General features: G+C 57.7%; 19 protein-coding genes and 1 tRNA gene. 4 read left to right on the forward strand and 16 right to left on the reverse strand.

Annotation, left to right across the window (positions count from 1 at the left end; all coding sequences use genetic code 11):
* Nucleotides 1–88: 88 nt before the first annotated feature.
* The 3 genes from HMPREF2682_RS07480 to HMPREF2682_RS07490 are packed head-to-tail and all read right to left on the reverse strand — an operon-like array spanning nt 89 to nt 3998.
* Nucleotides 89–1906 (reverse strand): ABC transporter ATP-binding protein, encoded by a 1818-nt coding sequence (locus HMPREF2682_RS07480; protein ID WP_049355021.1) that lies wholly within the window; start codon nt 1904–1906, stop codon nt 89–91.
* An 8-nt stretch (nt 1907–1914) separates the two neighbouring features.
* Nucleotides 1915–2991 (reverse strand): acyltransferase family protein, encoded by a 1077-nt coding sequence (locus HMPREF2682_RS07485; RefSeq protein ID WP_049346759.1) that lies wholly within the window; start codon nt 2989–2991, stop codon nt 1915–1917.
* A gap of 32 nt (nt 2992–3023) precedes the next feature.
* A complete protein-coding gene (locus HMPREF2682_RS07490) occupies nt 3024–3998 on the reverse strand; it encodes a glycosyltransferase family 2 protein (protein ID WP_070832861.1) in 975 nt (324 codons plus the stop codon).
* 318 nt (nt 3999–4316) lie between these two features.
* Between HMPREF2682_RS07490 and HMPREF2682_RS07495 the strand changes: the two genes are divergently transcribed.
* Nucleotides 4317–5441: an arsenate reductase/protein-tyrosine-phosphatase family protein gene (locus HMPREF2682_RS07495; RefSeq protein WP_070832865.1), complete on the forward strand. Its 1125-nt coding sequence runs from the start codon at nt 4317–4319 to the stop codon at nt 5439–5441.
* Nucleotides 5442–5578: 137 nt separating this feature from the next.
* On the opposite strand, the gene HMPREF2682_RS07500 is transcribed toward HMPREF2682_RS07495, so the two are convergent.
* The 3 genes from HMPREF2682_RS07500 to HMPREF2682_RS07510 form a co-directional block, all read right to left on the reverse strand.
* A complete protein-coding gene (locus HMPREF2682_RS07500) occupies nt 5579–6559 on the reverse strand; it encodes a ribose-phosphate diphosphokinase (RefSeq protein ID WP_049346763.1) in 981 nt (326 codons plus the stop codon).
* 20 nt (nt 6560–6579) lie between these two features.
* Nucleotides 6580–8034 (reverse strand): bifunctional UDP-N-acetylglucosamine diphosphorylase/glucosamine-1-phosphate N-acetyltransferase GlmU, encoded by a 1455-nt coding sequence (glmU, locus tag HMPREF2682_RS07505; protein WP_070832868.1) that lies wholly within the window; start codon nt 8032–8034, stop codon nt 6580–6582.
* An 87-nt stretch (nt 8035–8121) separates the two neighbouring features.
* Nucleotides 8122–8192, reverse strand: a tRNA-Gln gene (locus tag HMPREF2682_RS07510).
* A gap of 235 nt (nt 8193–8427) precedes the next feature.
* On the opposite strand from HMPREF2682_RS07510, the gene HMPREF2682_RS07515 reads away from it, so the two are divergent.
* Complete coding sequence (locus HMPREF2682_RS07515) at nt 8428–10257, forward strand: ABC-F family ATP-binding cassette domain-containing protein (RefSeq protein ID WP_070832871.1); 1830 nt, start codon at nt 8428–8430, stop codon at nt 10255–10257.
* Nucleotides 10258–10342: 85 nt separating this feature from the next.
* Here HMPREF2682_RS07515 and HMPREF2682_RS07520 read toward each other — a convergent pair whose 3' ends face one another.
* The 6 genes from HMPREF2682_RS07520 to rsmI all read right to left on the reverse strand — a co-directional run bounded on the left by HMPREF2682_RS07520 (nt 10343) and on the right by rsmI (nt 16645).
* Nucleotides 10343–11347, reverse strand: a complete 1005-nt coding sequence (locus HMPREF2682_RS07520) for a GHMP family kinase ATP-binding protein (RefSeq protein WP_070832873.1) — start codon at nt 11345–11347, stop codon at nt 10343–10345.
* Between the two features lie 67 nt (nt 11348–11414).
* Entirely contained in the window at nt 11415–12287 is an 873-nt protein-coding gene (gene rsmA, locus HMPREF2682_RS07525; RefSeq protein ID WP_049341563.1) for a 16S rRNA (adenine(1518)-N(6)/adenine(1519)-N(6))-dimethyltransferase RsmA, read from the reverse strand.
* A gap of 45 nt (nt 12288–12332) precedes the next feature.
* On the reverse strand, nt 12333–13154 hold the full coding sequence (locus tag HMPREF2682_RS07530; RefSeq protein WP_049355013.1) for a glycosyltransferase family 25 protein: 822 nt from the start codon (nt 13152–13154) through the stop codon (nt 12333–12335).
* A gap of 236 nt (nt 13155–13390) precedes the next feature.
* Nucleotides 13391–14374: a glycosyltransferase family 25 protein gene (locus HMPREF2682_RS07535; RefSeq protein WP_246827285.1), complete on the reverse strand. Its 984-nt coding sequence runs from the start codon at nt 14372–14374 to the stop codon at nt 13391–13393.
* 230 nt (nt 14375–14604) lie between these two features.
* Nucleotides 14605–15678, reverse strand: coding sequence for a TatD family hydrolase (locus HMPREF2682_RS07540; protein WP_070832876.1), 1074 nt, complete (start codon nt 15676–15678; stop codon nt 14605–14607).
* A 37-nt stretch (nt 15679–15715) separates the two neighbouring features.
* Complete coding sequence (gene rsmI / locus HMPREF2682_RS07545; protein WP_070832879.1) at nt 15716–16645, reverse strand: 16S rRNA (cytidine(1402)-2'-O)-methyltransferase; 930 nt, start codon at nt 16643–16645, stop codon at nt 15716–15718.
* A gap of 170 nt (nt 16646–16815) precedes the next feature.
* Here rsmI and HMPREF2682_RS07550 point away from each other — a divergent pair, with 170 nt between their 5' ends.
* Nucleotides 16816–18462, forward strand: a complete 1647-nt coding sequence (locus tag HMPREF2682_RS07550) for a dolichyl-phosphate-mannose--protein mannosyltransferase (RefSeq protein ID WP_070832882.1) — start codon at nt 16816–16818, stop codon at nt 18460–18462.
* 172 nt (nt 18463–18634) lie between these two features.
* On the opposite strand, the gene HMPREF2682_RS07555 is transcribed toward HMPREF2682_RS07550, so the two are convergent.
* The 3 genes from HMPREF2682_RS07555 to HMPREF2682_RS07565 form a co-directional block, all read right to left on the reverse strand.
* A complete protein-coding gene (locus HMPREF2682_RS07555; RefSeq protein WP_070832885.1) occupies nt 18635–19963 on the reverse strand; it encodes a TIGR01906 family membrane protein in 1329 nt (442 codons plus the stop codon).
* Nucleotides 19964–20109: 146 nt separating this feature from the next.
* Nucleotides 20110–20337, reverse strand: coding sequence for a DUF3499 family protein (locus HMPREF2682_RS07560; protein WP_049355007.1), 228 nt, complete (start codon nt 20335–20337; stop codon nt 20110–20112).
* Nucleotides 20338–20357: 20 nt separating this feature from the next.
* Complete coding sequence (locus HMPREF2682_RS07565) at nt 20358–20774, reverse strand: WhiB family transcriptional regulator (protein WP_005506882.1); 417 nt, start codon at nt 20772–20774, stop codon at nt 20358–20360.
* Between the two features lie 651 nt (nt 20775–21425).
* On the opposite strand from HMPREF2682_RS07565, the gene HMPREF2682_RS07570 reads away from it, so the two are divergent.
* Nucleotides 21426–22226 (forward strand): TIGR03089 family protein, encoded by an 801-nt coding sequence (locus tag HMPREF2682_RS07570; protein WP_070832888.1) that lies wholly within the window; start codon nt 21426–21428, stop codon nt 22224–22226.
* A gap of 123 nt (nt 22227–22349) precedes the next feature.
* Here the strand turns inward: HMPREF2682_RS07570 and HMPREF2682_RS07575 are convergent, their stop codons facing one another.
* Nucleotides 22350–22967, reverse strand: a complete 618-nt coding sequence (locus tag HMPREF2682_RS07575) for a GtrA family protein (protein WP_070832892.1) — start codon at nt 22965–22967, stop codon at nt 22350–22352.
* Nucleotides 22968–23151 lie beyond the last annotated feature (184 nt).

Here is a 23151-nt window from a genome sequence, read left to right on the forward strand (position 1 = left end):
CAGACGGTAAAAAATACAACATAAACAAAAGAAGGGGCTCTCGTTCATGACGAGAGCCCCTTCTGCTTTAGATATGCAACCTATGAGACTAATCCGGCAACTGGCCCAGCTTCACCAGGTTAGCGAATTCAGCGTTGGCCTGCTGCACCTCCACAAAGGTACCTTGATTAGCAATCTGTCCCTTGGAGAGATAAACCAGCTGGTCAACATTACGAACCGTCGACAATCGGTGAGCCACGATAATAACCGTAATGTCCTTAGAAATACGCTCGATGGTCTTCGTGATCTTGTGCTCGGTCTCGTTGTCCAATGCGCTGGTTGCTTCATCCAGAATCAACACACTCGGGTTACGGTACAGTGCACGGGCGATACCCAGGCGCTGCTTCTGACCACCCGACAAACGGGTGGCGTTGTAGCCAATCTTAGTTTCCAGGCCATTCTCCAGAGAGTCGATAACCTCGGTCAGAGCAGCCACTTCGAGGCAGTACTTGACACGTTCCACGTCAATTTCCTCAGGCTTTAGTCCGAATGCTACAGCCTCCAGCACAGTGGAATCTGCGATAAAGACATCCTGGGGAACGTAGCCGATATGTTGGTGCCAGGAACGCAGGTCCTTCAGAATCGACTCACCATTCTGCAGCACCTGACCACGGGTCGGTGCAAAGAGACCCAGAATAAGGTCAATCAGAGTAGTCTTACCCGAACCAGAACCACCCACAAAAGCAATTGAGGAGCCCATCGGGATATCAAGAGTGATGTCCTTCAGCACAGGCTTATCACCGTCAGGGTACTGGAAGGTCAGATTATCAATCTGAATATTAACAGGCTCAATGCTCTTGTTGATGTAGTCGTGATCCTTCGGGACGACCGGTGCGGAGGGCATCTTGAACATACGCTCTTCAGGGGTAAGGTGTTCAAGCTCTTCCAGCAGTGTATCACTCGCATGTTCACCTGCACGGATGCTACCAAGAGAGGCAACCATACGGGTGTAGTTAGGCAAAATACGAATGCAGGCACCAGCAAAGAGAAGCAAATAGCCAGTGCTATCAGCACCTTGCGTAGCGCTCATAAAGGCCAAGAGAGCAGCAATACCAACAATGAAGATGATTTCCAAGGTGTACTTCGGGAAATCGGAGAGGAAAGCACTACGCATTGACGCATTAACAGAGTCAATTCGCTTTTCCTGGTAGCGGTAGGTGTAGCGTTCAGTCACACCGTACATGCGGATTTCACGGAAGCCCACTACAGCTTCGATAGCCGCGTCCAGCGCGCCCTTAGTCGCATTCAGTACGATGACGCCCTGTTCGCGGTTCTTGCGCTTGAGCACAGCCTGTAGCACGAACGAAGCCAGACCGAAGTAGATAAAGGCGAGAAGAGCAGGCACCGGCATAATGACTAGTAGCATTACCATCAACACAATAATTGACAGTAAGTCACCGATAAAGCCAAGCACACCGTTGACAAAGGTACCGTAGGCCTGACCCACCACATCATTTACGGAGTTCAGCACCGGGGCGGTACCACGCTTACGGTGGTCCAGGTAGGGCTCGCGCATGTAGCGGTTTAGCAGAGTCACTGAAACAGCGCTCTGCTGGGTGGCGATGAAGCCGAGGCTCCAGCGACGAATAATTAGGGAGAAGACACCCTTGAAAACAAATGCTGCGACGAGAGCCACGCCGAAGATAACAATTAGGGTGGGGGTATCCGGATCGCCGAAGAAGTTAGAAACTTTCAGGATGAAGCCTTCACGTGGGGTTCCCATAGCGAGGTTCACCAGAGGAAGCACGAGAGCCACACCAAGCATCTCAAAAAGCGATACCGCAAAGAGACCCAAAATGTTTAGTACCAAGAGCCTAAACTTTTTACCCGGGAAAAAAACCCGAATTTTAGAGTAAACACTCTTCACAATAAAACCTATACCTTCTGTGAATATTTTTTCACAATGAAACGATGAGCTGGACGCTCAATATAATAATGAGCCAGCAGCGCGAGAATACTCGCGATGATAAGAGAAACTACGACGTACACCAGACCCGTTATACCGCCGTGAGCGGATGCAGCCGAAGGTACCGATCGCACGTAAGCCAGCACCAGCTCATGCACCAGGTAGAATGCGAAACTTGCTTCACCAGCAACGACCCCAATCTTCCAGAACACGTTCTTTTCGCGAGGCTGAGCGGAACGTTGGATATCCCAGAGCCCCAATACAAGAATCAATACCGCCCAGACCGGTGCCAGTAGCAGGCCATGAGCCGTCTGTAGCAGGTAGAACTTCGAGCTGACGTACATGGCGCCGAGAGCTATAGCAATCATGGCCAAGCAGTGGTAACCGTGAATCACGGGAACGCGGTAACCATCACGCACCTTGAGAGCAAAGAGGCCCAGAGCCAGGCCGAGTGCGAACTCGCCCGAGCGCAGAAGTGGGTTAGCGTACACCACCACGTCCATAAAGTTCGACTGGGCGGCCAGAATATAGGAGACCGTTGCCATCAGTAGGAACCAGCCACCCAGTAGAGCAGCCTTCACACGGTAGCGCATACCATCCAGGCGGTTCAGTACGAACGGGGTCATGAGGTAGAAGAATGCCTCGCAGGAGAGTGACCAGCTCACCGCATTATTTGAGAAAATAACTTCCCAGGACGGTACCCATGCCTGCAACAGAACCAGATTCAGCAATGCACTCAGCGGGTTGAGGTCTCCAGCAGAGTTAGACACTCCGAACAGTAGAAGACCCAGCAACGCCACGCAATAGAAGAAGAGATGCAGAGGGTATACCCTCGCAAAGCGGCGAAGATAGAAGTTCTTCGCCCCAGCGTTCTTGTTATACGACCATGCCAACACGAATCCAGAAAGAATAAAGAAGAGCGAAACACCCACATAACCGAGGCGCGCACCCGGAAGCCAGTTAGCCCATTGAGTCCCGTGGATAACGTGGTACCCGAACACAAGAAGTGCCGCCGGACCGCGCACAGCAGTCAGAGAATCCAACATAATCCTGGATGCTGGGCGTACGGGCGCTGTCATTAAGCATCTCCCTTAGCAATCGAACCGTCTTCATTCCAGTAACGCCACTGTAGGAATTTGCCCCACACCATCGGCCCCTTAGCTACGAATTTAATACGCTCATCGGGACGGCCATGCGAAATGTTCTCCCATACCTCAGCAATTTCAGCATCGCTGAGCTTGCTACCCGCTTCCCAGTGAGGCGCGAAGTAGCTCAAATCCTCACCAGTACGACGGGAGGTCTCGGTTCCCACGCGTACCTTACGGGCAATCTGAGCAATGCCTCGGTACTGCAGGTGAACAATCTCAAGTCGCTGCTCAATATTGCCAAGACGGCACACATCGTGATTACCTGGGATGACCACAGCGAAGGGGTGAGAGCGGAAAGCACACTTGCCAGGGAAAGGATAGGACGTATCCATCACCAACTCGGTGTCCACGATATTCTCTGGTGAGTCCACAGTGGGTACAGTGTGGTGGAATCCTGCGTAGTAGACACCCATGTTATCGGGTGCATTGCGCAGGAAATCACCGAGCTTCTCATCCTCCGCATACCAAAATTCGTCTCCGTCGAAAGGAATAATCCAGCGAGCGCCGCTCCGCCATGCCAGATGTGAAAGATATGTCATCTTCTCAGACTGAATGTGTCGGTCGCAGTTATCTTCAGCAAAGATAAGTCGCGGATCCTCGTTTGCTCGCTGGCTCAAGTACTCACGAGTGCCATCAGTCGAGAGGTTGTCAGCAACAATAATCCGATCAATTCCCTGGGCAAAAAAATGGTCGAGAACAGAGGGCAAAATATCGAGCTCGTTCTTAACGACAGAAACAGCCCACACTTCCTGACGAGGACCTTTAAGATGCGGTGCAGGAAGGTTATGGACTTTAAGAAAACGAATGGCTTCAACCTGATCTCGCCAGAGTTTAGGGGTGTTTCGCCGTTTAAAGGAATAACTAAGCTGACCCAATTCTGAGCGGATTTTTGAGAGAAGGTTCATGATGCCTTTCTCGACCCGTCACAAGATATAGACGAGCCCATGAGTTTGAGGAGTGATGAGTAGATGCTAGCCATAATTCTAACACGCAGGCTTTCCTCGCCCTCAGAAAGTTTTCTGTACTTTAGGTCATTTTTCGTTCGAGAATACTCAATAGTTACGTCAACATTATGTACATCTGTAGGGTATTCGCCACACGCAGGAAAAGGAACCGTTGAAGGTGCAAGTAACTCGGTATGATAGATACTATTCATTCAACCAACCCGACACTTCCGGCTTCCCTGTTCACTGTTGGGTACGTCAATTAGAAAAGGCTTTTTGATGGGCATCTTCAACATTAAGTCCCTCAAGGACAAGTACGCGTGGGGGTCCTCCGAGGACAAAACCAACTCCGCAGAAACCGCCGAGGAGCACCCGGCACCCCCCGCTTCTTCCTCCGCGAATATTGCCGATGGAGTCCGTTCCCTCATTAAGAGCAACCCCGAACTGGCAGGCAAGAACCGCCGCGGGGTAGCCGGTCGTACCATCACCCCCGACGGTTCGCTCCGCGAAGCCATCGAGGACTATAAAGATCACTCCCCCACCAAGGTAACCGTACAGGAAGTCACCCCGGAAGAAGAGCTCAGCGCCGACGGCACCGCAACCGTCTCCGCGCAGCCCCTCACCCACACCGATATCGAGGCTACCCCCGGTGACATTCTCGACGTAGACGAAAAGCCCGCAGGACCCAACATTATCCGCGTGGGTCAGCGCAACGCGCCCACCGTTGATGCCGAAGAGCTTGCCAACCCCGAAGAAGCCAACAGCCAGAATACGCAGGCTTCCCGCCAGACAACGAAACCCCGCAGCGAACGCCCCTCCCTCTTCAAGTTCTCCCCCAGCACCCTCAACCAGGCTGACAGCACACGTAAGGACGGCCCCTTCGAAGCGCTCTTCGTGTGCACCGGCAACATTGCCCGTAGCGCATCCGGCGAGGTCATCTCCAAGCACCTTGCCGCCGAGTACGGTCTGGAAGACAAGTGGATTTTCGCCAGCGCAGGCACCGGTGCCCTCGTCGGCCACGGCGTCTACGAACACGTGGCCAACGAACTCATTGAGCGCGGCTACAACCCCGAAGGTTTCGCGTCCCGCCAGCTCAACGGCCAGATTATTGAGAACGCCACCATCATCCTGGTGGCTGAGAAGGTGCATGCCGACTGGATTGTGCGCGAGTGGCCCCAACACCACTCCAAGATTAAGCTGCTCAAGCAGGTTGCACGTATCCGCGAAGATGCTCGCCGCGCCGAACCGCTGTCCTACCTCTACTCTTACGGCGCCCGCCCGCTTGATACCGACAAGCTGGAAGACCCCTACCGCCGCGGCCCCGCAGCAGCGAAGGTTGCCGTGGACGAGGTGGAGCAGTCCCTCCACGTGATTCTGCCCTGGCTTGCACAGGCCCACCGCTAAACACACGGCGCTAAATACAGCACTAACCCGGCTGGAACAGATCTCTGTTCCAGCCGGGTTAGCTTTAGCCTCGTACAACAAAAAGTCCCCCACCGACAAACGGTCAGAGGGGGACTTTCTTCATGCTTTCAGAAAGCTTAGTGATCGAAAATCTCGGTCACAGAGCCCTCGTCGAAGACCTCGCGGATAGCGCGAGCGATCAACGGAGCGATGGAGAGAATAGTCAGGTTATCGAACTGCTTCTCTTCCGGCACGGGCAGGGTGTTGGTCACGACGACCTCCACAGCACCGCACTGGGACAGACGCTCAGCAGCCGGATCGGACAGAACCGGGTGGGTTGCCGCAATGATAACTTCCTTCGCGCCCTTGTCCATGAGGACCTTCACAGCGCCAGCAATGGTGCCGCCGGTGTCAATCATGTCGTCAATCAGCACGCAGGTACGACCCTCAATGTCACCCACAACAGTCTTAGAAACAGCCTGGTTGGGGACGTTGATGTCGCGGGTCTTGTGCACGAATGCCAGGGGCGCGCCGTCCAGCAGGTCAGCCCAGTGCTCAGCCACACGGACACGACCGGTATCCGGGGACACAACGGTCACGTTGGACAGGTCGTCCACGCGGTCGCGGATGTGCTTAGCCAGAACCGGAATCGCGAACAGGTGATCCAGCGGACCGTCGAAGAAGCCCTGAATCTGCGAAGTGTGCAGATCCACGCACATCAGACGGTCAGCACCAGCGGTCTTGTACAGGTCCGAAATCAGACGTGCCGAGATAGGCTCGCGACCCTTGTGCTTCTTGTCCTGACGAGCGTAGGGGTAGAAAGGAGACACCACGGTAATGGAACGAGCGGATGCACGCTTGAGCGCATCGATCATAATGATCTGCTCCATGAGCCACTCGTTGATGGGTGCCGGGTGCGACTGAATCACGAAAGCGTCCGCACCGCGCACCGACTCCTCAAAGCGAACGTAGGTCTCGCCGTTGGCGAAGGTGTATGCGGAGGTGGGCAGCAGGTCGTGATCAAGTGCCTGTGCAATCTCCTCGGCAAGCTTGGGGTGTGCTCGACCGGAGACCACTACAAGCTTGCGCTCACCGGGGTTGGTAATCTCGCTACTCATGGTGTTGTTCTTTCCTCGAATTAGGATTCTGCCGGTTCCTGAGCGCCAGCAGCCTTGGCGGCTTCGGCGGGTTCGGTACCAGCACGGTTCTTCAGGACCCAGCCCTCGATGGTGCGCTGGGAAGTCTCAGAGTAGGCGAGGGCGCCCGCAGGAACATCCTTACGGATCAGCGCGCCCGCGCCGGAGTAGGCACCGTCACCAACGGTAACGGGTGCAACGTAAATGCCTGCGGAGCCCATGCGAGCATGAGCACCAATCACGGAGCGGCTCTTCACCAGACCGTTATAGTTCGCAAAGATTGAGCCAGCACCAATGTTTGCGCCCTCACCGATGGTGGCGTCACCAACGTAGGACAGGTGCGGGATCTTTGCGCCATCACCAATCTGCGAGTTCTTAGCCTCGCAGAAGGTGCCAAGCTTAGCGTCCTTGCCCAGGGTGGTACCGGGGCGCAGGTATGCGAAGGGGCCAACAGTTGCGCCCTCACCAATGACCGCGCCGTGACCGTGAGCGCGGATGACGGTAGCGTCAGCCTCAACGGTCATGTCAGTCAGGGTGGTGTCCGGGCCAATGGTAGCGCCGGTAGCGACGGTGGTGGAGCCGTGCAGCTGAGTGCCCGGCAGCAAGGTTACGTCGTTTTCAATGGTGACGGTAACGTCAATCCAGGTGTTCTGCGGATCAACAATGGTCACGCCGTTACGCATGTGAGCCTCAAGGATGCGGTTGTTGAGCATACGACCCAGCTGAGCCAGCTGCACGCGGTCGTTAGCACCCTCGACCTCCCAGCGGTCCTCAATAGCCAGAGCGGAGGTGCGGTAGCCCTTAGAACGAGCGATGGACAGAACGTCGGTAATGTACTTCTCGCCCTGTGCGTTGTTGGTGGTCACCTCGAGCAGTGCCTCACGCAGAACAGCGGCGTCAAAAGCGTAAATACCGGAGTTAATTTCGGTAATTTCGAGTTCTTCGGGGGAAGCGTCCTTCGCCTCAACGATGGCGGTCACTTCGCCAGCCTGGTTACGGACAATACGGCCGTAGGCGCCGGGCTCATCAATGTGGGTGGTCAGGACGGTTACGGAGTTCTTGTCGTCCTCGTGGAAGGCAATCAGTTCGCGCAGGGTTTCGGGGCGCAGCAGAGGAACGTCACCGTAGGTCACCAGAACGGTGCCGGAGACGGGTGCCTGCGCATCCAGGGCGTTCAGACCGACCTCAACAGCGCGGCCGGTACCCGGAATCTCATCCTGATCAACGATGGTTACCTCAGGGTCAAACGCAAGCACATGCTCAGCAACCTTATCGCGCTGGTGACGTACCACAACAGCGAGGCGCTCGGGGTTCAGATCGCGTGCAGCAGCGACAGCATGCTCAACCATGGATCGACCACCAATGCCGTGCATGACCTTGGGGGTAGCGGACTTCATGCGCGTACCAGCGCCTGCAGCGAGAACGATCACTGCAGAGGGTGCCAGTTCAGTGTTCACTGGGAAGACTCCTTAGACGAGGTTGTAAGAGTGAGGAGTGAGCGCGGACCGCCAACTCTCTATCAACGGTGCCGTTGAGTGCTTACGCTCCGCCACTAGGACTCGAACCTAGACAAACGGCTCCAAAGGCCGCTGTGCTGCCATTACACCATGGCGGATTATCCTTACATTCACGACAAGCCCCCGCTAGCGGGTCCTCATCGTCATTGACCGCCATTTTGGGCACAGAACAGCGCAATGCAGGAAATGCTTTCCTCAGTTTATCAAATATCTGTGCTCAACTTAGCCGCGCGCCCCGCAATCCCCACAGCTTTTCTCAGCACCGCCAAGTAGCCCCTCATCAAAGCTTGGAGCGCTACTTGAACTGAACACTCACCCTGTACCCTAGAAGGCGTGGCACATCTACTTGGCGGCGAATCGCTGCACCTCGAATTCCCTACCCGAACCATCTTTGAAGGCATCACGGTCGGCCTGAACGAAGGCGACCGCATAGGCATTGTCGGTCGCAACGGCGACGGCAAGTCCACCCTCATGAAGATCCTTGCCGGCCGGCTCGAACCGGACTCCGGCCGCGTTACCGTGCGCGGCGGCACCCGCATCGGCTACCTCGACCAGTCAGATGTTCTCGACGACGACCACACGGTTGGCTACGCAATTGTGGGCGACACCCCCGAATACGAGTGGGCCTCGCAGTCCCGTATCCGCGATGTCATCTCGGGCCTGGTCTCCGATCTGCCCTGGGATGCACCCGTCTCTTCGCTCTCCGGCGGTCAGCGCCGACGCGTAGCGCTCGCCTCCCTGCTCGCGCAGGAGTGGGACGTGCTGATGCTCGACGAGCCCACCAACCACCTGGACGTTGAAGCCATCACCTGGCTCGCTAACCACCTGAAGTCCCGCTGGTCCAAGAATGCGGGTGGACTCATGGTTGTCACCCACGACCGCTGGTTCCTCGACGAAATCTGTACCGACACCTGGGAGGTGCACGACCGCATCGTCGAGCCCTTCGAGGGCGGCTACGCGGCGTATATTCTGCAGCGTGTGGAACGTGACCGTCAGGCAGCCGCAGCGGAGGCGAAGCGTCAGAACCTGATGCGCAAGGAGCTCGCCTGGTTGCGCCGCGGTGCGCCCGCGCGTACCTCCAAGCCGAAGTTCCGCATTGATGCCGCCAACGCCCTCATTGCGGACGTCCCGCCGGTGCGTGACACCGTGGAGCTGAAGAAGATGGCAGTCTCCCGCCTCGGCAAGGACGTGGTCGACCTCGAAAATGTTTCCGTCGTCTACGACGACCCCTCGATGCCCGGCGGCAAGCGTCCCGTGCTGAAGAAGGTCACCTGGCGTATTGCCCCCGGCGAGCGCACCGGAATCCTGGGCGTGAACGGCGCGGGTAAGTCCACTCTGCTCTCTCTGGTGACCGGCGATCTTAAGCCGACCGAGGGCCGCGTCAAGCACGGTAAGACCGTGAAGATTGCGACCCTGACCCAGCAGCTCGATGAGCTCAACGAGGTCGCTAACGACCGCGTCTCGGATGTGATTGGCCGCAAGAAGCGCAGCTACATTGCCGATGGTAAGGAGCTATCCCCCTCGCAGATGCTGGAGCGTCTGGGCTTTACGAGCGCGCAGCTGTCTACCCCGGTCAAGGACCTTTCGGGTGGTCAGAAGCGTCGCCTGCAACTCATGCTGATTCTGCTGGATGAACCGAACGTGCTGATTCTCGACGAGCCGTCCAACGACCTGGACACCGACATGCTCGCAGCCATGGAGGATCTACTGGACACCTGGCCCGGCACCCTGCTGGTGGTCAGCCACGATCGTTACCTTATGGAGCGCGTAACAGATCAGCAGTACGCGGTGATTGATGGCTCGTTCCGTCACCTGCCCGGTGGTGTGGACGAATACCTGGCGCTCTCTGCTGCCGGTGCCGGCGGTTCTGCCGCCGGTAGCGTGCAGGCGCGTGCCTCCTCCTCGGCGCAGGCTTCTGCTGAGCCGGATACCCCGAAGGTCTCCGGTGCCGAGCTGCGTGCGGCGCAGAAGGAGTCCGGCGCGATTGAGCGTCGCCTGGCAAAGCTCGCTGCAGAGCAGGAGAAGCTCTCCGAGCAGATGAGCGCTCATGACGCCTCGGACTACGCCGGTTTGGCGGCACTCGGCGAGCAGCAGCAGGCACTTCAGGATGAGATTGACGAGCTAGAAATGCGCTGGCTCGAACTCTCCGAATTGCTGGGCTAAGGTCTACTGATATAAGGAATGCCGGTTCTAGATTGAATCTAGAACCGGCATTCTTCATATATTCAGCGCTCAGCTACAGCGGCAACTAAGGGTGATTCAGAACCGCACTGACCGCGCTGACCGCGTGGTTGCCCGCAGCGCGAAGAGTGGAGGCAAGAGCCTCCGCCCGAGTCTGCGAAGAAGTCAGCAGAAGCACCGTCGGACCGGAACCGGACACCAGGGACGCGTACACGCCCTCGCTCTTGCGCAGGTTCAGGGTCTGCTCCAGCTGCGGGGCGCACGAAAGTGCGGGTGCCTGCAGGTCATTACGTAGCAGCGGTGCCAAGGAGGCGAGCGCCGCCTCCGAACCGTCATAAGAATTCAGGGCGCTCAGAAGCTCTACGGGTTCCATCAGCTCGCCGGAGGCGGGATACTCACCGGCGGCACGGCCCGCATCCAGCTGCTTGAATACGCTGGGGGTGGAGAGGCCAAACTGCGCGGCAACAATCACCAGGTGCAGAGGTTCCCGAGGCGCCGCAACATTCTGTAGCTTGGTACCGGTCCCCTGGCCCAGTGCGAGGGTCTGCCCGAGCGCGGCACGCACGCTAAAGGGAATATCTGCGCCCAGCTGCGCGGCAAGACGTTCATAATCCGCCTGGGTCAGGAGCGCACCGGTGCGACCGGTTGCGTACAGATAACGGTCCGTAGCAATGAGGGCGGCAGCCGCGTCCGCTGAACCGCCCGCCATACCGCCAGCCACGGGCACAGCCTTCGCAATATGCAGGTGCAGCGCCGGGACAGATTCGATACCGTGCTCCGCAAGAATCAGCGCAGCGGCACGATACACGAGGTTCCGCTCATCCATCGGCACAGCGGCAGGGTCGAACTGCCCCGCCTGCATCTGCTGATCTACCAGGGAGCCGGGCACAATATCCATGCTCAAGCTCAGCCCCGGTGCCTGCCCCTCAGAGACCGTGATGGTCTCCAGCAAAGAGACCGCCGCAAAAAGCGTAGTCAACGGGTGGTAGCCGTCCGGTCGGACATCCCCCACGGCGAGGTACAGATTGACCTTACCGGGAGCATCAACCGAAATAGCGGCCTGGGTACTCATCAGCGCATACACCTTTCGCGCGGGAACTCGCGTGAGAACGTCAGTGAAAAATTCAGAGCGGAAAAAGCTACTCCGCTACAGGCTCAGCCGGAATAGTCAGCGAAGCCTCCGCAATGCGGATAAAGCCGTGAATATCCAGCTTCTCACCGCGTTCCGTCGGAGCGATACCGGCAGCCACCAGAATCTGCTCCGCACGCGCACCCGAACCCGCCCAGGAGCTCAGCGCAGCGCGCAGAGTCTTACGGCGCTGAGCGAAAGCGGCATCCACAATCGTGAACACCAGGTCACGGTCAACGGTAGAAAGAGGCTCCTCGCGCATGCGGAAACCCACCAGGCCCGAGTTAATCTTCGGCGCAGGCCAGAACACGTTCTTGCCAATCACGCCCGCCTTATACACCTCGGCATACCAATTGGCCTTCACCGAGGGCACACCGTAAATCTTCGAACCCGGGGTTGCGGACAGGCGATCGGCGACCTCATCCTGAACCATCACCAGGGCGTGACGAATGCTCGGGAACTGCGCAAACAGGTGCAACAGCACCGGAACCGCCACGTTATAGGGCAGGTTCGCTACCAGAGCATCCGGAGTGCGCGGCAGCTCGGTGACCTTCAGAGCATCCATGAGCACCACGTCAATATCGTCCGCCTTCTCGGGGCGGAACTTCTCAATCGTGTGCGGAAGCTGCTGAGCCAGCGGCGGGTCAATCTCCACCGCCACCATGTCCTTCGCAGCGTCCAGGATACCGAGAGTCAGCGAACCCAGGCCCGGGCCGACCTCCAGCACCGTCTCCTCCGGTGAAATCTCTGCCGCGTTGACAATACGACGAATCGTATTGGGGTCAATCACAAAGTTCTGCCCAAGAGTCTTCGTAGGACGAATACCGAGCATCTCGGCAAGCTCGCGAATCTCAGCAGGGCCGAGCAGGGGCAGATCGTTCACAGCGTTCCTTCACATAGGTGGATGGTGGGGAGGTTACAGTTTAGGTTACCGCGAGAAACGCTGCTTTACCTCATCAAGAGTGGCTTCCAGGGCGTTCTTAGCATTTGTAATACGCTTCTTCGGCGCCAAAGCAATACGCACTCGATCCAGGGGACCAGTACCGTGCTGGAGACTATTCACCTTATCCAGATGACGCTTACCGGATTCCAGGATGACGCTACTGCCCTCCCAGCCGCACAGGCCAGGCTGCACAAAACGCACATCCACGCCCCACTGTTGGTACAGCTTATAGTCATCAGCCACAGTACCCGGTGCCTTACCCTCGAACTGCTTGAGCAGCTGCTCAGCGCCCGAACGGGAAATCAGGTACAGACCGGTGCAAATCAGGGGCCAAGTACCGTACGGCTTACCCATACGGTACTTACCGTGCACAAAAGGAGACAGCAGAGACAGGCGGATGTATTCGACCTGCGGATTCAGCTTGCCGGCATCATTCGCAAAAGAATCGCAGAGGTTCACCAGCTGCACCTGCGGGTACTTCGTGATGATTGAGTTCACCACCGCCTCAGCATCCGGAGAAAGAAGGATGTCGTCTTCAGCAATCAGTGCCCAGTCGGCGTCGCTCGCAACAAAGTCACGCCACATCTTCACGTGGCTGAGCATGCAGCCCTTCTCCGCGGGGCTGGGGTCGCGATGCCAGCGGCTACGGAAAAACTCAACGTCAAATTCTTCATCAGTGACGTGATTATCACGGTTATCCACCGCAGAATAACGGACAAAATCCTGCACAGGTGCGCCCACCGAATAGAACGATTCAAAACGGTTCGCGCCGTCCAGGCCCAGAACATACTTCAGAATCTTTGCCATGTTTTTCCCTTCAATAACTCATCCAGAAGACCTAAGCAGTAGAAGATCGCGTCGGTTAATGATGAGTTTTCAGAACTTCAGACCACCTGCACAACAGAGGGGTTCATCAATCTTAAAAATCAGTGCGTAAACGGCAGGGAGTCTGAAATATTGAGCGTGTGATAAATACGCACACCGCAGTGCAACGTAAAAAGAATTCTATCATTCACCATGCGCCAATCTCAGGTCTCCGCAGGTTAAAACGCGATATGGCACGCGTCGTACTGGTGCACAGCAAAAATCCCCTCCCTACCGCAGATACACGATGGGGAGGGGATACTAGACAGGCAGAAGACCCACATATTTACATTTTTATGTGATGACAGTAGCCCAATCCGTCTCTGGGTTACCGTCTCTGGATTATCGTCCTGACGCTGCTTCACATCATCAATGGTGGCTTCCAGAATGTTCTTCGCGTTCGCAATACGCTTCTTCGGCGCCAGAGCGATGCGCAACCGGTCGATAAAACCGGTGCCATGCTGCGTGCTCTTGAGACTTTCCAAGTGACGAACGCCAGAAGTTTGAATGAGGCTGGTACCTTCCCAACCGCACAGGCCGGGCTGCACCAAATATACGTCCACTCCCCATTCTCGGTAGAGGGAATAATCATCAGCAACAACGCCGGGAACCGTCTCGCCATAACATTCTACGAGTCGTTCAGCCCCAGAACGCGAAAGAAGATACAAGGCAGCACCATACAGAGGCTTTGAACCATAGGCACTACCCATACGGTACTTGCCGTACACAAAAGGAGAAAGCAACGAAAGACGGGGGTAATCAACCTGCGGGTTGAGCTTGCCAGCTTCAGAAGCGTAGATATCACCCAGGTTAACCATCTGCACGTGAGGATACTTTTCGATAATCCTCTCCACTACAGGCTGCAGGTCAGGGGAAATGAGGACATCGTCCTCTGCCAGCAAAGCCCAGTCGGCATCTGAAGCGAGGAAGTCCTTCCACATGTGGTAGTGGCTCAAAGCGCAACCCTTTTCGGCAGGCCTCGGCTCTTTACCGTAACGAGTCAAGAACAGCTTGCTATCGAATTGTGCATCAGTGACGTGATTATCACGGTTATCCACCGCAGAATAACGCTGAAAACCTTGAGCGGGTGCCCCCACCGAGAAGAAAGAATCAAACCGGTTAGCGCCGTCCAGTCCCAGAACGTATTTCAGAATTTTTGCCATAGTGTCCTCCTAGAGCACCAATCACCGGGAGCAAGGCACAAAACCAAGTGAGAGTTCTTGCACCCCTAATTTTTAAGCGCATTCTTTTAGACGCAAAACATGCCTAAAGTACTACGCGCCAGATCATGGCATAGCTGTTTGAGTGAGTTGTTTGTAGTCGCTATAGTCTAGCACGCAGCCAGGCACCGCGAGGCGACTCCAAGTAGCTATCCGCTATAAGCTGTACGCGCCTACCACTGACCGTAAACCCGCTCCGAATTCTCACGAATACGGCGGCAGAGCACCTCCAGCTCCTCACCGCGATGAGCCGCCATGAACCGCACCGTGTAGTTCGTCATGTAGGACGCATTCGGGCGGCCACGGAACGGATGCGGGGTCAAGAACGGTGCATCCGTCTCAGCCAGAATCAGCTCCGGGCGAGCCATCGCCAACGACTCCTGAATACCCTTCGAGTTCTTGAAAGTCACCGTGCCGGCAAAGCTCATATACCAGCCACGCTCATTGCAGATCGCGGCAAGCTCCGGGCCACCCGAGTAGCAGTGGAACACGGTACGTTCCGGTGCGCCCTCTTCATCCAGGATGCGCACAACATCCTCGTGCGCGTCACGGTCGTGAATCTGCAGCGCCAGGTTGTGCTTCTTCGCAATGCGAATATGCTCACGGAAGCTGTAGTGCTGCGCCTCCATGCCTTCCTCGCCGGTGCGGAAATAGTCCAGGCCGGTCTCGCCAATAGCGCGCACACGATCGGCGGTGGCGAGCTCGTCGAGGGTGGCGAGCGCCGCCTCCAGCTGACCGGCTGCGGCCAGCTCGGGGGCGGTGTTCGGGTGAATGGCGACGGCGGCCAGCACACGCTCGTCAGCCTGGGCGGCGGCCACGGCGTAGAGGGAGGAGGGGATATCGCATCCGACCTGCACGATGGCGCCGATGCCGAGCTTCTCACCGGCATCGAGCGCATCGCGGGCACTGATTTCTACCTCGCCGTCGAGCAGGTCCATGTGGGTGTGGTTATCCACAATCGGGTACGGTAGCGGCTCGGGGGCTGGCGGGAAGACCAGGTTGCGGCTGCGACCGTTCTCGCCGGTGGTGGAGCGGCGGCGGGTTCCCTCTCCGCCTTCGGCGTCGCTGATGCCGGTGTAGAGTTCCGCCTTATAGGGCGCGGGTACTTCACCAGGCACCGGCTCCCAGCCGTTAGGCAGGGTGGTTGCCTGGAGTGCCGCGGGGGTGGGCAGGGTGTAGTTCGCCAGGGCGGCGAGGGAGTTCAGGTACTCCTGGGTGATTTCAGGACCGGGGTGGCTCTGACACATTGATAAATCCTCGGGATAAAACTGCGGGTGTTTTGGGTTATTCGGAGCGGGCAGCCAGGGCTGCCTCGTACAGGTCACGCTTGGAGGTGCCGGTCTCGGCGGCGACCGCGGCGCAGGCGCTCTTGAGGCGCTCGCCGCCAGCCACACGGTCGAGGACTAGCTGCACTACGTCCCGCGCTTCGGGGGTTTCGGGGGCTTGTGCGCCCTCAACAATAATGACGATTTCGCCTCGGACGCGTTCAGAGTCAGCCCATTCGGCAAGCTCAGCCAGGGTACCGCGTCGAACCTCTTCGTGAAGCTTAGTTAGCTCACGGCTGACCGTTCCGCAGCGGTCAGCGCCGAAGATCTGCACAAAATCAGCGAGGGTTGCGGCGGTGCGATGCGGGGATTCGTAGAAGATCATGGTGCGCTCCTCCCCCGCCAGCGATGCGAGGCGGCGGGTGCGCTCGGAGCCCTTGCGGGCGAGGAAGCCTTCGAAGGTGAATCGTCCGGTGGGCAGACCGGAGAGCGCGAGCGCGGTCAACGCCGCGGAGGGTCCGGGCACCACGGTGACGGGCAGGTCGGCTTCTGCGACGGCTGCGGCGGCAACGTAGCCGGGGTCAGAGATGGTGGGCATGCCCGCATCCGAGAGCAGCAGCACACGTTGACCGTCCTGTACCGCCTGCACGATGGTTTCGCTGCGTTCGGCTTCATTGTGGTCGTGGTTGACGATGATGCGGCCGCGGGTGCGCACGCCAAGCCCGGAGGCGAGGGTTCGTAGCTTGCGGGTGTCTTCAACGGCGATGAGGTCTGCGGTGGCGAGGGCTGAGCGCAGTCGGTCGGAGGCGTCGGCGAGGTTGCCGATGGGGGTGCCGCCGAGGATGAGTACGCCGCCTTCTTCGGAAGTGACGGCGGTGTCAGTCTCGGGTGCCTCGACCGTTTCTGAGGGGGCGGCGGTTTCTTCGGTGTATTCTGCGGGTGCGGTCATGGCAGGCCTCGTGTTTGTGTCTGGTCTTCGTGTACCCACTAAGTGTAACGCCCGCGCTCAATCCAGTACCGGGTGGGACTCCGCGTCAGGCACAGGTGCCAGTGCGTCATATAAGCCGTTCACGGGCTGAAATGGTGCATCGTGCGTTCTGACCCTTTAGGATTGATGGGGTGAAGATACCTAAGCTACTTTCTCCCGCATCTGCCGCTCCGGCTGGTTCGGCTGGTTCGGCCCGTTCTTCGTTTGAACGTGGTCGTTACAGCCTCGATTCTCTGCTGGATGCGCTCGCTGTTGCCTATATTCGTGCCCCGCGTTGGGGCTGGCTGGCGCCCGCACTGATTGTGCTGGTTGCCGGTATTCTGCGTTTTTATAATTTGGCGCATCCGAATGCCATTGTTTTTGATGAGACGTACTACGCCAAGGATGCCTACTCGTATGTGCATTACGGCTATGAGTTGAGCTGGTCGAAGGACGCTAATGCTTCCTTTGCGGCGGGTCACCCGTCGGGTCTGTTGACGGATTCGCCGGAGTATGTGGTGCATCCGCCGTTGGGTAAGTGGATGATTGCCGCGGGCATGGCGATTTTTGGTGATAATAATCCCTTTGGTTGGCGTGTTTCTGCTGCGGTGATTGGCACCCTGTCGGTGGCGTTGATTGCGTATGCTGGCTGGTTGTTGTTCCGTTCGATGACGGTGGCGACTATTGCGGCGCTGCTGGCTGCGGTGGATGGCCTGATGCTGGTGGAGTCTCGCCTGGCTCTGCTGGATATTTTCCAGATGTTCTGGATTCTGGCGACTTTTGTGTGCCTGGTGCTTGACCGTATTCAGGCGCGGCGCGTGTTGGCGCGCAATATTGCGGAGGCGGCACGCCAGAATAGCGGTGTGCTTCCGCCGATGCCGTGGGGCCCGAGCATGGGTCTGCGCCTGTGGCGTTTTGCTGCCGGTGTGTGTGCCGGTGCCGCGGTGGGCGTGAAGTGGAATTCGCTGTTCTTTATTGCGGCGATGGGTCTGCTGACGGTGTTCTGGGATATTAATGCTCGCCGTATTGTGGGCCTGGATAAGTGGGGTCTAACGGCGCTGGTGCGTGACGGCATCCCCGCGTTCTTCCAGATGATTGGTGTGGGTCTGCTGGTGTACCTGAGCACTTGGGCGGGCTGGTTCCAGTCCTCGAATGCGTATTTCCGCCGTTGGGCTGTTGAGAACCCCGGCAAGGGCGTCATGTGGCTTCCTGAGGATCTGCGTTCCCTGTGGGAGTATCATGTGTCGGCGTTTAAGTTCCATTCTGGTTTGAGCAGCCCGCACACGTATTCTTCGCAGGCGTGGCAGTGGCTGGTTTTGGGCCGCCCGACCTCGTACTACTATGAGTCGCCGAAGCTGGGTTCTTCGGGTTGTACCGTGAAGTCCTGTTCCGAGGCTATTTTGAATATCGGTAACCCGGCGATTTGGTGGGCGTTTATTCCGGCGATTATTGTGGCGCTTCTGGTTCTGTTGTTGAAGCGGGATTGGCGTTTTGGTGCGCTGCTGGTTGTGTTCGGTGCGGGCTATTTCCCGTGGTTTATGTACCCGAACCGCACGATGTTCTACTTCTACGCGCTGTCCTTTGAGCCGTTCCTGATTCTGCTGTTGGCGGGTACTTTAGGTCTGGTGCTGTCGGGTGCTCGCGGTTCGGTGTTGCGTGCTCGTTTGGGCGTGACGCTGGTGACGATTTACCTGGTGGGCGTGCTGGTGTTGAGCGCGTACTTTATGCCGCTGTGGACTGCTCAGGTGATTCCGTATGAGCAGTGGTATTCGCACATGTGGTTCAAGTCCTGGATTTAGGCTCGGAATCTAGCCTCGGGTTTTAGAGCCGGGTTTTAGGCTCGGGCTGAGGCGCGAGCAATGCGAGCTTGGGTATAGCGAAGGGGGCTGGGTTTTACCGTATGGGTAGAGCCCAGCCCCCTTTGCTGTGCCCTTTCCGCGCTGGTTCGCACGGTGAAGAGGCTGATGATTTTTAGTTCTCGCCGACTCGTGCGGAGGCGAGCTTGACTCGCAGTTCCTGGCGTTCCTGGCGGCGGCGTTCTGCCTTGAGCTTGCGGTATTTGGTGGGCCAGGTGGTCACGAGCAGGAGGGTAATCTGCGCTGCCACGAGGACCGCTACGGCGATTGCTGCATCGATCCAGAACTGCGGCGGGTAGAGGCGAATCAGGGAGCTTCGCACGGAGAACTCCCAGTTGCCCTGCGGGAAGAACACCTGGTGGAAGGTGGTGAACAGCCATTCCCAACCGAAGGCGCCCACAACGCCGAGCACCACGATGAGTCCCAGGGTAATCCACGCGCCGGAGAAGAGGCTACGGCGGATGGTTCCGGGGGCACGCTCGCGCAGGGAGATGCTGCTGAAGAGCGTCACGAGGAAGAGCGCGGCAACGGCTACGGTGGCGATGAGTAGCACCCACTTCACGTCGTGCATGTGGTTCACTTCTGCCTCGGTGAAGGCGAGGGCGTTGTCGGCGCCGGTGGTAACGCGGGCGAGGTATTCTCGCGGCGCAAAGTTGTTGATGTAGTCCACGCCATAGGAGCCCAGGCGCATCCTCTCGATGAGGTAGTAGCCGTAGCTGTCTTCGGGGAATCCGGGTCGGTGGTATTCGAGCCAGAGGAAGGGCGCGGAGGCTACGGCACGGATCGCGATCATGAGTACGGTCAGCGGTACGGTGAGCGCGATGAGGGTTGCGCGAAGCTTGAGGAGGCGCGGGGTGTCTTCCACGGCGTCTTCGCGTGCCGCGGCGCGTTCAGCGGCCTCGGGTGAGGCTGCCAGGGAGGACAGGGGCGCGTTGGGGTCTGCGACCGCTTGGGTGTGGCCGGTGCGGGTGGTTTCGGTGCGGTACTTACGTCCGGCGGTGGAGGCGCTTGCCGCCTCCGCGGTGGCGACGGTTTCTGCTTCAGCGGCTTTTTCGGCTTCTGCTGCTGCTTCTGCTTCGGCGGCGCGCTGCATGGTTTCGCGGTTGAGGTCGCTGAGGGTCGGGTTTTTGGGGGTGCTCTTCGAATCGCGGACGAGGGGCACGAAGCCGGTGGAGACGTTGGTGCGGGTGCGCACGCGGGTGCCGACGCCCTGCTCACGGAGTTTGCTGCGCGCCGGGACGACAGGTACGGAACCGGTGGGCAGGTCGGGTTCTTCAGCGACGGTGGGTACGTCTGCTGCGATGCGGCCGAATGCGCCGGTGTGCGGTGCCGGTTCACTGGTGACGGTCTCTGCGCGGCGGGCCTTGAGAAGTTCGTCGGCGCTGGTACGGCGGATGGCCGGGCGCAGTGCGCCCCACATTCCTCGGTGTGTTTCTTTGCTCATTGATCTCGTGTTCTTTTCGAGTGATTGGTGTTTGAGTGAGTTGCGGGTGTCTATACTATCTGCCAGTTTCTCATACGCAAAGAACCTTCCGTGTGAATTCACGGAAGGTTCTTTGCATTCGGGTGTTTAAATCTTGGGTTCGAATTCTAGGATTCGGTGGTGTCCGCACCCTGGACGGGTACCTTGTAGACCACTCGCCAACCCTGAGGTGCCGTCAGTCGTGCGGCGTGGTCGTCGCAGAGGTCGTAGGCGTGGGGTTCGCGGAATTCAGAGAGCGCGTCAATGAGTGCCGTGGAATCTGCGTAGGAGTAGTGGAGAGTAACAGTCGCCTCTCGCTGGCAGGTCTGGCGGGAGCACAGTCGTGCGGTCTGCATGTAGATGGTACCTTCCTGGCTTAGCTCGCCTGCTTGCGCAGTCGGCGGCGTTCACGTTCTGACAGCCCGCCCCAGATTCCGAAGCGCTCGTCATTGTCCATTGCATATTGTAGACATTCTTCGCGCACGGGGCATACACCGCATACCCTTTTGGCGTCTCGGGTGGAGCCGCCCTTCTCGGGGAAGAAGGCTTCAGGATCGGTTTGGGCGCAGAGCGCTTCAGCTTGCCAGGCGAGTTCTCCGTCTTCGCCTTCGGTTCCGTAGAGTCCTGCCGCTGCGGTCCATACGTCGGTGCAGGCAGGCATGTTTCGTTCTGCGTCTGCGAGAAAGGCGTCGGTGGCTTTTTCGAGAGATTGAGTGGGATTCATGCTACGGTGCTGAGCGCCTGATGCGCGCGCGGCCGCGATGGAGCGGTCCGATGCAATGTAGGAGCCCATGGGTTTTCCTTCCGTGTTCTCATTGTGAGCTTAATGAGTCTGCGGATCCGTCGTGGACGGAATCTTAGTGTGTATGGTGTGGCATGGTTCGCTTTGGCCTCTACGGTCCCTCCAAGGCAAACACGCTTATATATCTATTAGACGTGCGACACGCCGTTTCGTCAAACTAGACTTAAACAATATTTAGATGTATGTGTTAGGGGCGTCATATTTAATGTAAATTTGACCTTTATATATTTTCGCACGCACCACTTACCCTCGCTCACATCTAAGGGGCACCCAGGTTTTCCCTTCTCCAGGGCCGGTTTCCATCGCCCGCAAATTCCGCATGCTGACCGCAAATATAAGGGTTCACGACGACCACCCCACCCACCCCATCTCGAGCGCGAGGAAAGATTCTAATAATTAGATAAGAAAAACTTATCTTTTTCACCATGCGGTTTCTGAATATTTTTTCGAGGCATTGCGAAGCATTTACATTTCCAATTTATATTTATGCCGCATTCCAAAATGAGACATTAGGGCTGTCAAACATTTTGAGCCATTAGGTTTTTAAGGCGCCCTTAGAAGTTTTTACTTTACCCCTGTATCTTTTACTCCAGCGTCGGCTTCTCCACGCGCCCCACCACACGGTGCGGTAGAGTAAAACCCATGGTTACTCTCTCCCCCACCGGCGCCTCCGTGCCCACAACTCTGAACCGCTTCTTTGAGAAGCTCAGCAGCCAGCAGACCCCCGCCCTCATCTGGTATTCGGCAAATGGCGAGCGCATCGAACTCTCCGGCAGGGTTCTGATGAATTGGGTTGATAAGAGCGCAAACCTGCTGGTTGAAGAATGCGAGCTGGAGCCCGGCGAGGGTTTTGATCTTCAGGCGCCCCTGCACTGGCGCACTATTGTTCTGGGTTTGGCGGCGCTGCGTGTGGGTGCCCTGCTGAACCAGGATGAGCCGCTGGTTGCTGCGGTCTGCACCGAGCAGGAGGCTGGCTACACGAACGACCCCGCGTACCTTCTGGGGGTTGATCGTGCCCCGCTGGCGCTTTCCTACACCGGTGACCTGCAGGCGCTGTCCTCCTATGCCGATGAGGTGCTCGATTATTGCGCGCTGGTGCGTAGCTTTGGCGACCAGTACTCCGGTATGCTTCCGGATGACTCGGCAGAGGTGCTTGAGGGCTTCACATACGCAGAGGCGTACGAGCAGGCGCTCGCGCAGGCGCAGATTTATCGCACGGCGGGCTATACGCTACCTTCGGGGCAGCGTGCGCTCACGCTGGAGTTGAGCCCCGATTACGCTTTTGATGCGTCGGAGGCGACCATGAGCGCCCTGTTGGAGGTTCTGGCAATTTTGCTCTCCGGTCATGCGGTGTTTGTGGCTGACCCGAGCGTGGACTGGCAGGATGAGCAGCTGGCGTCCCTGATGGATTCCGAGCGTGCAGTGGAGATTCCCCGCAGCTAGTTTCCCTCGCCTAGTGAGTCTTCCACAGTTTCTAGATTTTTAAAAACTTATCCCCTGATACAGCGTGTATCGGGGGATAAGTTTTTGGAACAAGTCTTAGCTGATGACCGGCCTTAGGCGGGTCTAGGAGTTCTGCGAACCGGACTTCGGCTGCGCCTCGGATGCAGCCGTTTCAGAGGTTGCCTTACGTGCTGCAGGCTCTTCGCCGTCGAGAATGGCGGCTGCCTCGTCAAACATGCGGCCGAGCTCCTCGTGGTCGGTACCTTCGCCCTCTTCGACTTTCTGGCGGTGCGAACCGTACACCCAGAAGCGGTAGAGGAAGTAGCGAAGGATGGTGCCCAGGATGGTACCGATGATCGTACCGGAGATGAAGGACGCCTCGGGGGTGCGCAGGTTCAGCACGTAGGTACTGAATGCCACACAGCCGGCCTCAACGAGGATGCCGAGCAGATTGACCAAGCCGAATTCGATAGCTTCGCGCTTCCAGTTCTCGGAGCGGGATTCGCGGAAGGTCCACAGGCGGTTCATGAGCCAGGAGAAGATGGTTGCGACAACACTTGCAACGACCTTCGCCTTGGTGTGGGACTCCGACATGATGGTCATCATCAGCACCCACACCGTCACAGAGTTCACGATGAAGGCGGCGCCGCCCACGGTACCGAATTTGAGCACCTCAATACCGTAGCTGTCCCAGAGGGATTTCAAGCGTTCGGTGAGGGTCGGTTTCGTCTGTGCGCTCATACGGGGCCTATCTAGCGGAGTTTTATCGGGAAAAAGGGGCGATATGCGACGGTGGGCGCTAGTTACGCGGCGACGGTCGAATGCTTCAGCCTCTTTTACAAGCTCTTATATGTTAATACAGTCCTGCTGTCTTCTCTGTACCTCTGAGAGTTTTTCCATGGACCTCCCAGCTATCGGGACGCCT

It is taken from the genome of Rothia sp. HMSC061D12 (assembly GCF_001836735.1).
Lineage (GTDB): Bacteria > Actinomycetota > Actinomycetes > Actinomycetales > Micrococcaceae > Rothia.

Excerpts from the sequence above, each read along its gene's own strand:
- HMPREF2682_RS07485 (WP_049346759.1), bottom strand. The coding sequence starts at position 2,991 with ATGTTGGATTCTCTGACTGCTGTGCGCGGTCCGGCGGCACTTCTTGTG.
- HMPREF2682_RS07490 (WP_070832861.1), bottom strand. The coding sequence starts at position 3,998 with ATGAACCTTCTCTCAAAAATCCGCTCAGAATTGGGTCAGCTTAGTTAT.
- HMPREF2682_RS07495 (WP_070832865.1), top strand. The coding sequence starts at position 4,317 with ATGGGCATCTTCAACATTAAGTCCCTCAAGGACAAGTACGCGTGGGGG.
- HMPREF2682_RS07500 (WP_049346763.1), bottom strand. The coding sequence starts at position 6,559 with ATGAGTAGCGAGATTACCAACCCCGGTGAGCGCAAGCTTGTAGTGGTC.
- HMPREF2682_RS07520 (WP_070832873.1), bottom strand. The coding sequence starts at position 11,347 with ATGAGTACCCAGGCCGCTATTTCGGTTGATGCTCCCGGTAAGGTCAAT.
- HMPREF2682_RS07530 (WP_049355013.1), bottom strand. The coding sequence starts at position 13,154 with ATGGCAAAGATTCTGAAGTATGTTCTGGGCCTGGACGGCGCGAACCGT.
- HMPREF2682_RS07535 (WP_246827285.1), bottom strand. The coding sequence starts at position 14,374 with ATGGCAAAAATTCTGAAATACGTTCTGGGACTGGACGGCGCTAACCGG.
- HMPREF2682_RS07540 (WP_070832876.1), bottom strand. The coding sequence starts at position 15,678 with ATGTGTCAGAGCCACCCCGGTCCTGAAATCACCCAGGAGTACCTGAAC.
- rsmI (WP_070832879.1), bottom strand. The coding sequence starts at position 16,645 with ATGACCGCACCCGCAGAATACACCGAAGAAACCGCCGCCCCCTCAGAA.
- HMPREF2682_RS07555 (WP_070832885.1), bottom strand. The coding sequence starts at position 19,963 with ATGAGCAAAGAAACACACCGAGGAATGTGGGGCGCACTGCGCCCGGCC.
- HMPREF2682_RS07560 (WP_049355007.1), bottom strand. The coding sequence starts at position 20,337 with ATGCAGACCGCACGACTGTGCTCCCGCCAGACCTGCCAGCGAGAGGCG.
- HMPREF2682_RS07565 (WP_005506882.1), bottom strand. The coding sequence starts at position 20,774 with ATGGGCTCCTACATTGCATCGGACCGCTCCATCGCGGCCGCGCGCGCA.
- HMPREF2682_RS07570 (WP_070832888.1), top strand. The coding sequence starts at position 21,426 with ATGGTTACTCTCTCCCCCACCGGCGCCTCCGTGCCCACAACTCTGAAC.
- HMPREF2682_RS07575 (WP_070832892.1), bottom strand. The coding sequence starts at position 22,967 with ATGAGCGCACAGACGAAACCGACCCTCACCGAACGCTTGAAATCCCTC.